Genomic DNA, 13,503 nt, shown 5'->3' with positions numbered 1-13,503 from the left:
ACCATGACCACCGTCCTGGAACCCGTCCTGTCGGTCCGTCAGGTCCTCACCCTGGAGCGGGTGCTCGCCGGGGAGCCCGAGGTGGTGGCCGGCGCGGGCCAGCTCGACCGGCCCGTGCGCTGGGTGCACGTCGCCGAGGCCGCGGACGTCGGCGTGATGCTCAGCGGCGGCGAGATGGTCCTGACCACCGGGGTGCTGCTGGCCGGCGACGAGGACCTCCAGGCGGAGTACATCCGTTCCCTGCACCGCGCCGAGGCCGCGGCCGTCGTCCTCGGACTCGGCCGTGCCTTCCCGGCCCCGCCGGACGTGATGCGCCGCGCCGCCGAACGGTGCGGACTGCCCATGGTGGTGCTCCACCGGCCCTTCCCCTTCGCCGAGCTGACGGAGGAGGTCCAGTCCCGCCTGGTACGGCGCAAGTTCGCCGCCGTCAGCCTCTCCGAAGCCGTCCGCACCGCCCTGACCGGCCTCATCACCGCGGGCGCCCCGCTGCAACGCCTGCTCGACGAGATCGCCCAGCACAGCGGCTGTCCCGTCGTCGTCACCAACCTCGCCCACCGGGTGCTGGCCACCGCGGGCGAGCGGCCGGCCGTGGACGACGTGCTGCGCGACTGGGAGCGCATCTCGCGCCAGGCCGGCCGCGGCGAGGGCGACGGCTGGGTCCGTGCCGAACTCGGCGGGCGCGGGGAACGGTGGGGCGGCATCGTGCTGTGCGGCTACCGCGGTGACGCCGCCACCGGGCGGCTGCTCGCCGACCGGGCCGCCGAGGCCCTCGTGCTGCACCGCATGCTCGGCGGCGGTTCCGCCCACAGCTGGGAGGAGCAGTCCGCGCAGAGCCTGCTGACCGACCTGATCAGCGAGGTCGTACCGGCCAGACAGCTGCTGCCGCGGGCGCGGGCGGCCGGGCTTCCGGTCAACCGGCGCACCTTCGTCCCGCTGGTCGTGCGGGACGGCGACCCCGGCCGGCTCGACCGGATCCTGCGCCTGCTGGGGATGCCGGGCCTGGTCGCCGAGCTGACCGGCAGATCCACCGCCGTCCTGCTGAGCCTGGCCCGCGACCAGGACGCCGAGGCGCTCGCGGCGCACTTCGCGGCCCGGCTGCGCACGGAGTCCGCCGCCCGCACGGTCGTCGCCGCGGCCGACGGCCGCACCGCCTGGGACGACGTACCCGCCGGACTGCGCGAGGCCCGGCACGTGGCCGAGGCGGTCGCCGACTCGGCCACCGTCCTCGACCTGCCGGCCGTGGTCCGGCTGCGCGACGTCCATCTGCGCGGCCTGATCCGCCTGTTGCGCGACGATCCGCAGGTGCAGTCCTTCGCGGAGCGGGAGTTGGACGGGCTGCTGCGCGAGGCCGACGACGACCTGCTGTCGGTGCTGCGGACCTATCTCGCCACCGGCCGCAACAAGTCCCGTACCGCCCAGCTCCACCATGTCTCCCGGCCCGCGCTGTACCGCCGGCTGGAGGCGATACGGGCGCGGCTCGGCGTGGACCTCGACGACTTCGAGCAGGCGGCCTCGGTGCACATCGCGCTGCTCGCGCACGACGCGCAACAGCGCTGAAACAGGCGACCACCTGGGAAAACGGCGGTGAAACATGGGTCGACGAAGGTGTGACACGGTGGCACGCCACGCGCCCGCAGACGTGACACGGTGCAACTCAAAGCCGTCGCGCGGACTTCCTACGCTCCAGGGGCGGACGACGGCACACCCGGCGTCCGCCCCAGCACCCCGAGCGACCGGAGGTCCCGATGAGCAGAGTGATCCGCGCCGCCCTCTTCCAGACCGCCTGGACCGGCGACAAGGAGTCGATGATCCGGGTGCACGAACAGGCGGCCCGGGACGCGGCCGCGCAGGGAGCACAGATCCTCTGCTTCCAGGAGCTGTTCTACGGACCGTACTTCTGCCAGGTCCAGGACAAGGCGTTCTACGAGTACGCCGAGCGGATCCCCGACGGCCCCATCGTGCAGCGCTTCCAGGCACTCGCCCGCGAACTCGGCATCGTCCTGATCCTGCCGATGTACGAGGAGGAGCAGCCCGGCGTCCTCTACAACACCGCCGCCGTGATCGACGCGGACGGCACGTACCTCGGCAAGTACCGCAAGCACCACATCCCGCAAGTTCCCGGTTTCTGGGAGAAGTTCTACTTCCGGCCGGGCAACAGCGGCTGGCCGGTCTTCGACACCGCCGTGGGCCGGATCGGCGTCTACATCTGCTACGACCGGCACTTCCCGGAGGGCTGGCGCGCTCTGGGCCTCGCGGGTGCCGAGATCGTCTTCAACCCGTCGGCCACCTCGCGCGGCCTGTCCGGCTACCTGTGGCAGCTGGAACAGCCGGCCGCGGCCGTCGCCAACGAGTACTTCGTCGGCGCCATCAACCGGGTCGGCGTCGAGGAACTCGGCGACAACGACTTCTACGGCACGTCCTACTTCGTCGACCCCGAGGCCCGCTTCGTGGGCGAGCCGGCCGGCGACAAGGAGACCGAACTCGTCGTCCGCGACCTCGACCTGGCGACGCTGCGCGAGGTGCGCGACCGCTGGCAGTTCTACCGCGACCGTCGCCCCGACGCGTACGAGCCGCTGACCGCTCCCTAGGGCCCGTCCGGCGGTGCCGCCGGGCCGGTGCGGAACGGACCGGCGGCACCGACCGACCCGTACGACAGCTGAGTTGAACACGGCAGGAGAGGGAGCATGAGCAGCCGTACCGTCATCCGTGGTGGTCTCGTCATCACCGCGTCCGACGAGATCCACGCCGACGTACTGATCGAGGACGGCCGGATCGCCGCCCTCGCCGCCTCCGGCACCCCGGCCGCCCAGGCCTGGACGGCCGAGCGGACCATCGACGCCACCGGGAAGTACGTGATCCCGGGCGGGGTCGACGCCCACACCCACATGGAGCTGCCGTTCGGCGGCACCTTCGCCTCCGACACCTTCGAGACCGGCACCCGGGCCGCCGCCTGGGGCGGTACCACGACGATCGTCGACTTCGCGGTGCAGAGCGTCGGGCACTCCCTGCGCGAGGGCCTGGACGCCTGGCACGCCAAGGCCGAGGGCAACTGCGCCATCGACTACGGCTTCCACATGATCGTCTCCGATGTGAACCAGGAGACGCTCAAGGAGATGGACCTGCTGGTCGAGGAGGGCGTCACCTCCTTCAAGCAGTTCATGGCCTACCCCGGCGTCTTCTACAGCGACGACGGCCAGATCCTGCGCGCCATGCAGCGCTCCGCCGAGAACGGCGGACTGATCATGATGCACGCCGAGAACGGCATCGCCATCGACGTCCTGGTCGAACAGGCCCTGGCGCGCGGCGAGACCGACCCCCGCTACCACGGCGAGGTCCGCAAGGCGCTCCTGGAGGCCGAGGCCACCCATCGCGCCATCCGGCTCGCGCAGGTCGCGGGCGCCCCGTTGTACGTCGTGCACGTCTCGGCCACGGAGGCCGTCGCCGAGCTGGCCCGGGCCCGCGACGAGGGCCTGAACGTGTTCGGCGAGACCTGCCCGCAGTACCTGTTCCTGTCCACCGACAACCTCGCGGAGCCCGACTTCGAGGGCGCCAAGTACGTGTGCAGCACGCCCCTGCGCCCCAAGGAGCACCAGGCGGCGCTCTGGAGGGGCCTGCGCACCAACGACCTCCAGGTGGTCTCCACCGACCACTGCCCGTTCTGCTTCGAGGGCCAGAAGGAGCTCGGCCGGGGCGACTTCTCCAAGATCCCCAACGGTCTGCCGGGCGTGGAGAACCGGATGGACCTGCTCCACCAGGCCGTCGTCGACGGGCACATCTCCCGCCGCCGCTGGATCGAGATCGCCTGCGCCACCCCGGCCCGCATGTTCGGCATGTACCCGAAGAAGGGCACCATCGCCCCGGGTGCCGACGCCGACGTGGTCGTCTACGACCCGCACGCCGAGCAGGTCGTCTCCGCCGCGACGCACCACATGAACGTCGACTACTCGGCCTACGAGGGCAGGCGCCTGACCGGCCGGGTCGAGACGGTCCTCTCGCGCGGCCGGGTCGTCATCGACGAGCGGGAGTACACCGGGCACGCCGGGCACGGGGTCTACACGCCCCGCTCCACCTGTCAGTACCTCAACTAGGAGTGGCGCCAATGGACTTCGGACTCGTCCTCCAGACTGACCCGCCCGCCTCGCGGGTCATCAGCCTGATGAAGCGTGCCGAGCGCAACGGCTTCACCTACGGCTGGACCTTCGACTCCGCCGTGCTGTGGCAGGAGCCGTTCGTCATCTACAGCCAGATCCTCGCCGCCACGTCGAAGCTGACGGTCGGCCCGATGGTCACCAACCCCGGCACCCGCACCTGGGAGGTCACCGCCTCCACCTTCGCCACCCTCAACGACATGTTCGGCAACCGCACGGTGTGCGGCATCGGCCGCGGCGACTCCGCGATGCGGGTCGCCGGCCGCAAGCCCAACACCCTCGCCCGTATAAGCGAGGCGATGAAGGTCATCCGCGCGCTGGGCCGGGGCGAGGAGGCGGACCTGGGCGGTACGGTCGTGAAGTTCCCGTGGATCAGGCCGGGCGCCGAACTCCCGGTCTGGATGGCCGCGTACGGCCCCAGGGCACTGAAGATGACCGGTGAGGAGGCCGACGGCTTCATCCTCCAGCTCGCCGACCTCTACCTCACCGAGTACATGGTCAAGGCGGTGCGGGACGCGGCCGTCGCCGTCGGGCGCGACCCGTCCGAGGTGAAGATCTGCGTCGCTGCCCCCGCCTACGTCACCGAGGACGACTCGCCCGAGGCGCTCGCCCACGCGCGCGACGAGTGCCGCTGGTTCGGCGGGATGGTCGGCAACCACGTCGCCGACCTGGTCGCCAAGTACGGCGCGCACTCGGCGGCCGTCCCCGACGAACTCACCGACTACATCAAGGCACGCGAGGGCTACGACTACGCGCACCACGGGCGCGCCGGCAACCCCGACACCCAGTTCGTACCCGACGAGATCGTCGACCGGTTCTGTCTGATCGGCCCGGTCGAGAAGCACATCGAGAAGCTGGACGCGCTGCGCGCCCTGGGCGTCGACCAGTTCGCCGTCTACGACATGCACGACGCGCAGGAAGCCGTGATCGACGCCTACGGATCGAGGGTGATCCCGGCCCTCAACGGCTGACCCTTCTGGTGAACTCCCCCTTCCCGCCGTTCCGGGAAGGGGGCCCAGGGCACTCCGAGCCATCTCGTCCTCGGGGCGCACCCCCCCCTCGGCATCACCCGCACGGCCTCTCCCGTCCCCTCTCCCCGATTGGCCTGCCCATGACCGACATCGCCTCCGCGGACATACCGCCGACCTCCCAAGTCACCCTCCCCGACGGCCGGGTGGAGCTCGCCCCCGGCTCGCCGCCGCCCAGTGGCCCGTACGCCAACGAGGACCTGCTGCCGGTCCCCGTCGAGAAGCGCACCTGGACCACGTACAACTTCTCCGCGCTGTGGGTCGGCATGGCCCACAACACGGCCTCCTGGACGCTCGCCTCCGGTCTGATCGCGGTCGGCATGGACTGGAAGCAGGCGGTGCTCACCATCGCCCTGGCCAATCTGATCGTGCTGGTGCCGATGCTGCTGACCGGGCACGCGGGACCGAAGTACGGCATCCCCTTCCCGGTCTTCGCCCGCGCCTCCTTCGGGGTGCGCGGCGCCAACCTCCCTGCCGTCGTACGGGCGTTGGTGGCCTGCGGCTGGTTCGGCATCCAGACCTGGATCGGCGGCGAGGCGATCTTCTTCCTCGCCGGGAAGCTCATCGGCGACAGCTGGGCCGACGCCTCACAGGTCGGCGGCCACCCCTGGACCATGTGGCTGTCGTTCGCGATCTTCTGGGCGATCCAGGTCGCCGTCATCTACCGGGGCATGGAGACGATCCGCCGCTTCGAGAACTGGGCGGCGCCCTTCGTGCTCGTCGGCGCGTTCGTGATGCTGTGGTGGATGAGCAGCAAGGCGGGCGGCCTCGGCCCGCTCTTCGACCAGCCGTCGAAGCTGGGCTGGGGCGCCGACTTCTGGAAGCTGTTCGCCCCCTCGCTCATGGGCATGATCGGCTTCTGGTCCACGCTGTCGCTGAACATCCCCGACTTCACCCGCTACGGCAGAAGCCAGAAGGCCCAGACCTGGGGCCAGGCGCTCGGCCTGCCCACGACCATGACCCTGTTCGCGTTCCTGTCGGTGCTGGTCACCTCCGGCTCGCAGGCCGTCTACGGCGAGGCGGTCTGGGACCCGGTACAGCTGGCCGCCAAGACCGACAACGTCGTGGGCCTGCTCTACGCGCTGGTCACCGTGCTGGTGGCGACCCTGTCCGTGAACATCGCGGCCAACCTGGTCTCCCCGGCCTTCGACTTCTCCAACATCGCGCCCCGCCGGATCAGTTTCCGCACCGGCGCCCTCGCCACCTGCGTCCTCGGCGTGCTGATCTTCCCCTGGAAGCTGTACTCCGACCCCCAGGGCTACATCTTCACCTGGCTCGGCCTGGTCGGCGGGCTGCTCGGCACGGTCGCCGGCATCCTCATCGCCGACTACTGGATCCTGCGCCGCGGCCGGCTCGATCTCACCGCCCTGTACACCACGGGCGGCCGCTACTGGTACGACGGCGGCTGGAACTGGCGGGCCGTCGTCGCCTTCGCGACCGGCGGTGTCCTGGCGATCGGCGGCGCGAGCCTCAAGCCGCTGATCGACGGACGGCCCGTCCCGGCGCTGGAACCCCTCGCGGACTACGGCTGGGCGGTCGGCCTCGGCACCTCGATGGTGGTCTACGTGGCCCTGATGCTGCTGAGCGGACGGCAGCGGGACACGGTGTGACACACGGCGGGCGGGCGGCCGGGACTCAGCTCTTCGCGCTGCCCGCCAGCGTCGTCATCGCGTCCTTGGCCGCCTTGATCGCGCCCTTGTTGATCTCGTCCGTGCCCGGCGCCTTCTTCGTCTCGAAGTCGCTGCCGTTGTAGGTGACGACCACCAGCGCGTTCGACGAGCGGACGATCACCTCGCCCTCGCGTGTCTGCTGCTTGTCCTCGGTGGTGAGGTTCACGATCGAGTACGCGGCGTCACCGAGACCGGGCACGACCCCGCCGCCGCTCTTCTCCGTGATCCGCTCCTTGTACGTCTTCTCCGCCGCCTGCTCCGAGTCCAGGATCTCGAAGGAGACGTCGAGCCACCGGTAGTCGAACCCCTTCAGCGCGTTCCAGGAGCAGGTGCGGCGGGCCTTCGTGTCCGTCGAGGGGATCTCCTTGCCGGCCGTCTTGGCCCCCGGCACCAGCGACTCGATCGTCTTCACGGCCACGCTCGTGCACGGCGCGGGGGCGGCGGCGTACGCCTTCACGGCAGCACCCGAACCGGACCCCGAACCCGACCCGGACCCCGACCCGGATCCGTCCGTCGAGGAGGAGCCGGAGGCGGACGAGCCGGGCGTCGTCGAGGCGGACTCGTGCCCGGCCGTCGGCGTCGGCGCGAACGGTCCGGACGTCAGCGACCAGCCGGCGGCGGCGAGCACGACGACCGGCGACAGACGCGCGGTGAGGGCGAGCGGCAGGGGCAGTGAACGCAAGGCGCACTTCTCGTGGGGGTGGGTGCGGAGGGGGGTCCACACTGCGAACGGGACGCCAGTGTCACACGTCTGTCTGTGGGGTGGAAGCCTGAACTCGCTGCGTACACGACCGGTCACAGCAACCGGTAACTCCTGAGACGTGTGCGGCGATTTGTCCCCCGGGTGGAGCGCGGGACGGCGGCGCTGCCGAACCCCTCGGCCGGACCGCTCCCCGAACGGGCTTGTCAGACAAGGGTGTTGAAGGTGCCGGATAGGCCGACACGGTCCGGGTGGCGAGCACCGGGACGACGGGATCCGGGCGGGCGGCCGGACCGGATCGGACGGCGGGACCGGATCGGACGGCGGGACCGGGGCGGGCGGCGGGACCGGGGCGGGCGGCGGGACCGGATCGGGCGGCGGGACCGGATCGGGCGGCGGGAGCAAGGGGGACGGCGGGGCCGGGACGGGTGGCCGGATCGGACGGCGGGACCGGATCGGGCGGCGGGACCGGATCGGACGGCGGGAGCAAGGGGGACGGCGGGGCCGGGACGGGTGGCCGGATCGGGTCGGGTCGGGCGGCCGCCGGACACCGGGGACGCGGCGGACGGCACGGCTCCGGTGGGGGCACGGCGCGTCGATAGACTCGCGGGGGAGCGGACGGGGCGGCCGCGGCCCGAGCTCCCCGGAGTCCTCCGGGTACGGGCCCACGGTGCGGACCGCCTCGGCCGTCGCGCGCGGACATCGAGACGAGGGGCCCATGTTCACCACCCGACCCACCCTTCAGGGCACCTTCGGCATGGTGTCGTCCACCCACTGGCTCGCCTCGCAGTCCGCGATGGCCGTGCTGGAGGACGGCGGCAACGCCTACGACGCCGCCGTGGCCGGCGCCTTCGTGCTGCACGTCGTCGAGCCGCACCTGAACGGGCCCGCGGGCGAGGTGCCGATCCTGCTCGCCCCCGCGGACGGCGAGGTGCGCGTGCTGTGCGGGCAGGGCGTCGCACCGGCCGCGGCCACCGTCGCGCACTACCGGGGACTCGGCCTGGATCTCGTCCCCGGCACCGGGCCGCTGGCCGCCGCCGTCCCCGGCGCGTTCGACGCCTGGATGCTGCTGCTGCGCGACCACGGCACCAGGCATCTGGCGGACGTCCTGAAGTACGCCATCGGCTACGCCCGCGACGGGCACGCGCCCGTGGACAAGGTCGGCGCGACCGTCGAGACCGTCCGGGAGCTGTTCGAGACCGAGTGGACCTCGTCGGCGGACGTCTATCTCCCGGGCGGCCGGGCCCCGCGGCCCGGTGAGCTCTTCCGCAACCCCGCCCTGGCCGCCACCTGGGAACGGCTGCTCACGGAGGTCGCGGGGGCGGGCGGCCGGGAGGCGCAGATCGAGGCGGCGCGCGAGGTGTGGCGCACCGGTTTCGTCGCCGAGGCGCTGGTACGGCAGTCCCGGCGGCCCACCCTGGACACCAGCGGCGAGCACCACACCGGCACCCTCACGGCCGCCGACCTGGCGGGCTGGTCCGCGTCCTACGAAACACCGGTGACCTACGACTGGAACGGCTGGACCCTGTGCAAGGCCGGCCCCTGGAGCCAGGGCCCGGCCCTCCTCCAGCAGCTCGCCCTGCTCCCGCCCGAGCTGCCCCCGTACGGCTCCGAGGCGTACGTCCATCTGCTGGTCGAGGGCTGCAAGCTCGCCATGGCCGACCGGGAGGCCTGGTACGGGGACGCGGCCGAGGTGCCGCTCGACGACCTGCTGTCCGCGCCGTACAACGCGGGGCGGCGGCAACTCGTCGGCGACAAGGCCTCGTACGAGCTGCTGCCCGGCAGTCCCGGCGGCCGCACCCCGCGGCTGAGCGCACAGGCACACCGGGTGGCGGCCGACGACCCCGGCTTCAACCCCATGGGCGCGGGCGAGCCGACGGTCGCCGGGACGGTGGCGGCGACCTCGGCGGCGGGGGAGCCGGAGGTGGGTGCGGACGGCGCCACCCGGGGCGACACCTGCCACCTCGACGTGGTCGACCGCTGGGGCAACATGGTCGCCGCCACGCCCAGCGGCGGCTGGCTCCAGTCCAACCCGGTCGTCCCCGAGCTGGGCTTCCCGCTCGGCACCCGGCTCCAGATGACCTGGCTGGAGGAGGGGCTGCCGAACTCCCTCACCCCGGGCCGCCGCCCCCGCACCACGCTCACGCCGTCGCTCGCCCTGCGGGACGGGGTCCCGGTCATGGCGTTCGGTACGCCCGGCGGGGATCAGCAGGACCAGTGGCAGCTGCACTTCTTCCTCGCCGTCGCGCTGCGCGGGCGGGTGCGCGGCGGTCTCGACCTCCAGGGCGCGATCGACGCCCCGAACTGGCACAACGACGCCTTCCCCGGCTCCTTCTACCCGCGCGGAATGCGGCCGGGCAGCGTCACCGTCGAGTCCCGGATGCCCGCCGGGGTCGTCGCGGGACTGCGGCGGCGCGGTCATGACGTGACCGTCGCCGACGCCTGGTCCGAGGGTCGGCTGTGCGCGGTCGCCCGGGACCCGGAGACCGGGATCCTGTCGGCGGCGGCCAACCCCCGGGGCATGCAGGGGTACGCGGTCGGGCGCTGAGACGGACGGTTCCGCAGGGGCGGCGCCGGGAAGCGGAACCGGGTATTCATGGTGATTCCACCTGCCGTACACCGAACCGGAGGGGATTGTCAGTGGTACGTGGTCTTATGGAGGCATGATTCAAGACACGGAAACCATCGACGAGTTTCTCGCCCGCCGCTCCGTCGACGTCGAACAGGCGATCCGCGAAGCGGCCGCGGCCGAGATCATGCCGCGCTTCCGCAGGCTCGGCGCGAACGACATCGACCAGAAGAGCGGTCCCCACGATCTGGTCACGGACGCCGACCGCAACGCCGAGCGCTATCTGACGAAGGAACTCGCCTCCCTGCTGCCCGGCTCCGTCGTGGTCGGCGAGGAGGCGGTCGACGCCGACCCCACGACGTACGACGCGATACAGGGCGACGCGCTGGTCTGGATCGTCGACCCGGTCGACGGCACCCGGCAGTTCGTCCACGGCGACGACGGCTTCTGCACCCTGGTCGCGCTCGTGCACCGCGGCACCCTGCTCGCCTCCTGGACCTACGCGCCCGTCCGCGGCCAACTGGCCACGGCCGTAAGGGGCGGCGGCGCCTTCCTGAACGGCGAGCGGCTGTTCGCCGGCCCGCCCGCACCCGGCCGCGACCTGGAGATCGCCACCTCCCACCCGGACTACACCACCGACGCACAGAAGCGCGCCCTGCTGGGCCTGTGGACGGACGGGGTCGCACCGCGCCCCTGCGGATCGGCGGGACTGGAGTATCTCGCCGTGGCCCGCGGCGAGTTGGATGCCACCGCCTTCTCCTGGGAAGCTGCGTGGGACCACGCGGCCGGCCTGCTGCTGGTCGAGGAGGCGGGCGGCGCCCACCTGACCCTCACCGGCGAACCGTTCCGGGTCACCGGCGGCAACACCCTGCCGTTCACGGCGGCGCGGGACGCGGCCACGGCCCGGCGGGTGCGCGGGCTCCTGACCGGCGAAGCCTGACCGGCGAAGCCTGACCGGGGCCTGCCGACGGGTATCGCGGGAGCCCGGCCCAGGTATCCGACCTACGTGTCCGACGTACGTGTTTGACCCAGCGGTCTGATCCCGGTGCCGGTGCTGGTGCTGGTGCCGGTACCGATGTCCGGACCACGGTCCGCCCGAGTCCGGTTCGGTCCGATGCCGGCGTCGCACCCGCCGCGTCACCCCGTCGATCCCACCCGCGCCGTGAACGCTGTCAGCCCCCCGGCATATCCTGATGCCCAGTGGCCGTCGGCTGACGAAGGAGTCCGAAGGTGCCGTCGATGCTCGATGCGGTCGTGGTGGGTGCGGGGCCGAACGGGCTGACCGCTGCCGTGGAGCTGGCCCGCCGCGGCTTCTCCGTGGCCCTCTTCGAAGCACGTGACACCGTGGGCGGCGGAGCCCGCACGGAAGAGCTCACCCTTCCCGGCTTCCGGCACGACCCCTGCTCGGCGGCGCACCCGCTCGGCATCAACTCCCCGGCCTTCCGGGCGATGCCGCTCGAACGCTACGGCCTGGAATGGCTCCACGCCGAGCTGCCCATGGCGCACCCCTTCACCGACGGCACCGCCGCCGTGCTGTCCCGCTCGGTCGCCGAGACCGCCGCCTCCTTCGGGCCGCGTGACGCGGGTGCGTACCGCAGACTCGTCGAGCCGTTCCTGCCCCGCTGGGACGGCCTCGTCCGCGACTTCATGTCCCTGCCGCTGTCCGCGCTTCCCCGCGACCCGGTCACCCTCGCCCGCTTCGGACTCGCCGGCCTGCCGCCGTCCACCTGGCTGACCCGCCGCTTCCACGACGACCGGGCCAAGACCCTGTTCGCGGGTCTCGTCGCGCATGTCATGGCCCCGCTGGACGGGGTGGCCACCAGCGCCGTCGGCCTGGTCTTCGCCCTCGCCGCCCACGCCCGCGGCTGGCCCGTGGCCCGCGGCGGCTCCCAGTCCGTCTCCGACGCCCTCGCCGCCTACCTGCAAGACCTCGGCGGCACCCTGCACACCGACTACGAGGTCAAGCGGCTCGACGACCTGCCGCCCGCCCGCGCGTACGTCTTCGACACCTCGCCCACCGCGCTGGCCCGTATCGCGGGCCTCGGCCGCACCTACGAGGGATACCGGTACGGGCCCAGCGCCTTCAAGATCGACTACGCGCTGGACGGACCGGTCCCGTGGACCGCTCCCCAGGCGCGGGTCGCCGGCACGGTTCAGATCGGCGCGAGCAGCGCGGAGATCGGCGCGGCGCTGCGCGCGGCCTCCCGGGAGGGCCGCGCACCGGAGAGACCGTTCCTGATCACGGTGCAGCCCGGTGTCGTCGACCCCGGCCGGGCCCCGGAGGGCAAACAGGTCTTCTGGGCCTACGGTCATGTGCCCAACGGCTGGACCGGCGACCTCACGGACGCCATGGAACGCCAACTGGAGCGCTTCGCACCGGGCTTCCGCGACCGCGTCCTCGCCCGTGCCGTCGCCGGTCCGCGCGAACTCGCCGCCCGCAACGCCAACTACGTGGGCGGCGACATCGCCACCGGCGCGGCCTCAGGACTCCAGATCATGCTGCGTCCGAAACTGTCGCTGCACCCCTACAACACCCCGCACCCGGCCGTGTTCATCTGCTCCCAGGCCACCCCGCCGGGGCCCGGCGTGCACGGCATGTCCGGACACAACGCGGCGAAGGCCGTCTGGCGCAGGCTGCGGCAACAGCCCTGACCGGGCCGCCTTTCCCGGCGCGCCCGTGTGCGCGGCCGGGTCCGGCGGCCGAGCTGGTATAGAGACGGGCATGACCACGATCACGCTCGTCCGGGGCGACATCACCCGGCAGTCCGTCGACGCCGTCGTCAACGCCGCGAACTCCTCGCTGCTCGGCGGCGGTGGTGTCGACGGCGCCATCCACCGGCGGGGCGGCCCCGCGATCCTGGAGGACTGCCGACGGCTGCGCGCCTCCCAGTACGGCAAGGGCCTGCCCACCGGCCAGGCGGTCGCCACCACCGCGGGCGAACTGGACGCCCGCTGGGTGATCCACACCGTCGGCCCGGTCTGGTCGGCCGACGAGGACCGCTCGGCACTGCTGGCCTCCTGCTACCGGGAGTCACTGCGGGTGGCCGACGGCCTCGGGGCCCGTACCGTCGCGTTCCCGGCGGTGTCCACCGGCATCTACGGCTGGCCGATGGACGACGGCGCCCGGATCGCGGTGGATACCGTGCGCGCCGCCGACACCTCGGTGGAGGAGGTCCGCTTCGTCCTCTTCGACGAGCGGGCGTACGAGGCGTTCGCCGCGGCCGCCGGCCTCGGCTGAGGGGCGCCTGCTGGCCGTCGGCCTCGTCCGAGGGGCGCCTGCCGGCCGCCGGCCTCGGCTGAGGGGCGCCTGCCGGGCGCCGGCCTCGGCCGAGGAGCGCCTGCCGGCCGCCGGCCTCAGCCGAGGGGCGCCGACCCGGGGTGCAGGCCG

10 protein-coding genes are annotated in these 13,503 nt (G+C 72.5%); 9 read left to right on the top strand and 1 reads right to left on the bottom strand.

Going from position 1 to position 13,503, the window contains the following annotated elements; genetic code table 11:
• Positions 1 to 3: 3 nt before the first annotated feature.
• The 5 genes from ACZ7OY_RS09025 to ACZ7OY_RS09005 all read left to right on the top strand — a co-directional run bounded on the left by ACZ7OY_RS09025 (position 4) and on the right by ACZ7OY_RS09005 (position 6,786).
• Positions 4 to 1,557 (top strand): PucR family transcriptional regulator, encoded by a 1,554-nt coding sequence (locus tag ACZ7OY_RS09025; protein WP_471910771.1) that lies wholly within the window; start codon positions 4 to 6, stop codon positions 1,555 to 1,557.
• Between the two features lie 188 nt (positions 1,558 to 1,745).
• Positions 1,746 to 2,588: a nitrilase-related carbon-nitrogen hydrolase gene (locus ACZ7OY_RS09020; RefSeq protein WP_351601540.1), complete on the top strand. Its 843-nt coding sequence runs from the start codon at positions 1,746 to 1,748 to the stop codon at positions 2,586 to 2,588.
• Between the two features lie 96 nt (positions 2,589 to 2,684).
• A complete protein-coding gene (gene hydA, locus ACZ7OY_RS09015; protein WP_471910770.1) occupies positions 2,685 to 4,088 on the top strand; it encodes a dihydropyrimidinase in 1,404 nt (467 codons plus the stop codon).
• Positions 4,089 to 4,099: 11 nt separating this feature from the next.
• Entirely contained in the window at positions 4,100 to 5,119 is a 1,020-nt protein-coding gene (locus ACZ7OY_RS09010; RefSeq protein WP_471910769.1) for a TIGR03842 family LLM class F420-dependent oxidoreductase, read from the top strand.
• A gap of 140 nt (positions 5,120 to 5,259) precedes the next feature.
• Positions 5,260 to 6,786, top strand: a complete 1,527-nt coding sequence (locus ACZ7OY_RS09005; RefSeq protein ID WP_471910768.1) for an NCS1 family nucleobase:cation symporter-1 — start codon at positions 5,260 to 5,262, stop codon at positions 6,784 to 6,786.
• Between the two features lie 25 nt (positions 6,787 to 6,811).
• Here ACZ7OY_RS09005 and ACZ7OY_RS09000 read toward each other — a convergent pair whose 3' ends face one another.
• Positions 6,812 to 7,528, bottom strand: coding sequence for a hypothetical protein (locus tag ACZ7OY_RS09000; RefSeq protein WP_471910767.1), 717 nt, complete (start codon positions 7,526 to 7,528; stop codon positions 6,812 to 6,814).
• A gap of 736 nt (positions 7,529 to 8,264) precedes the next feature.
• On the opposite strand from ACZ7OY_RS09000, the gene ACZ7OY_RS08995 reads away from it, so the two are divergent.
• The 4 genes from ACZ7OY_RS08995 (at position 8,265) to ACZ7OY_RS08980 (ending at position 13,353) form a co-directional block, all read left to right on the top strand.
• A complete protein-coding gene (locus ACZ7OY_RS08995; protein ID WP_471910766.1) occupies positions 8,265 to 10,094 on the top strand; it encodes a gamma-glutamyltransferase family protein in 1,830 nt (609 codons plus the stop codon).
• Between the two features lie 115 nt (positions 10,095 to 10,209).
• Positions 10,210 to 11,055: an inositol monophosphatase family protein gene (locus ACZ7OY_RS08990; protein WP_471910765.1), complete on the top strand. Its 846-nt coding sequence runs from the start codon at positions 10,210 to 10,212 to the stop codon at positions 11,053 to 11,055.
• 299 nt (positions 11,056 to 11,354) lie between these two features.
• Positions 11,355 to 12,767 (top strand): phytoene desaturase family protein, encoded by a 1,413-nt coding sequence (locus ACZ7OY_RS08985; protein ID WP_384724609.1) that lies wholly within the window; start codon positions 11,355 to 11,357, stop codon positions 12,765 to 12,767.
• A 70-nt stretch (positions 12,768 to 12,837) separates the two neighbouring features.
• Positions 12,838 to 13,353 (top strand): O-acetyl-ADP-ribose deacetylase, encoded by a 516-nt coding sequence (locus ACZ7OY_RS08980; RefSeq protein ID WP_471910764.1) that lies wholly within the window; start codon positions 12,838 to 12,840, stop codon positions 13,351 to 13,353.
• The last annotated feature ends 150 nt before the right edge of the window (positions 13,354 to 13,503 follow it).

Source organism: Streptomyces sp. NPDC107559 (assembly GCF_055657365.1).
Note: the sequence above shows the minus strand (reverse complement) of the source record. Positions and strands in the feature narration are given on the sequence as shown.

Excerpts from the sequence above, each read along its gene's own strand:
- ACZ7OY_RS09025 (WP_471910771.1), top strand. The coding sequence starts at position 4 with ATGACCACCGTCCTGGAACCCGTCCTGTCGGTCCGTCAGGTCCTCACC.
- ACZ7OY_RS09020 (WP_351601540.1), top strand. The coding sequence starts at position 1,746 with ATGAGCAGAGTGATCCGCGCCGCCCTCTTCCAGACCGCCTGGACCGGC.
- hydA (WP_471910770.1), top strand. The coding sequence starts at position 2,685 with ATGAGCAGCCGTACCGTCATCCGTGGTGGTCTCGTCATCACCGCGTCC.
- ACZ7OY_RS09010 (WP_471910769.1), top strand. The coding sequence starts at position 4,100 with ATGGACTTCGGACTCGTCCTCCAGACTGACCCGCCCGCCTCGCGGGTC.
- ACZ7OY_RS09005 (WP_471910768.1), top strand. The coding sequence starts at position 5,260 with ATGACCGACATCGCCTCCGCGGACATACCGCCGACCTCCCAAGTCACC.
- ACZ7OY_RS08995 (WP_471910766.1), top strand. The coding sequence starts at position 8,265 with ATGTTCACCACCCGACCCACCCTTCAGGGCACCTTCGGCATGGTGTCG.
- ACZ7OY_RS08990 (WP_471910765.1), top strand. The coding sequence starts at position 10,210 with ATGATTCAAGACACGGAAACCATCGACGAGTTTCTCGCCCGCCGCTCC.
- ACZ7OY_RS08985 (WP_384724609.1), top strand. The coding sequence starts at position 11,355 with ATGCTCGATGCGGTCGTGGTGGGTGCGGGGCCGAACGGGCTGACCGCT.
- ACZ7OY_RS08980 (WP_471910764.1), top strand. The coding sequence starts at position 12,838 with ATGACCACGATCACGCTCGTCCGGGGCGACATCACCCGGCAGTCCGTC.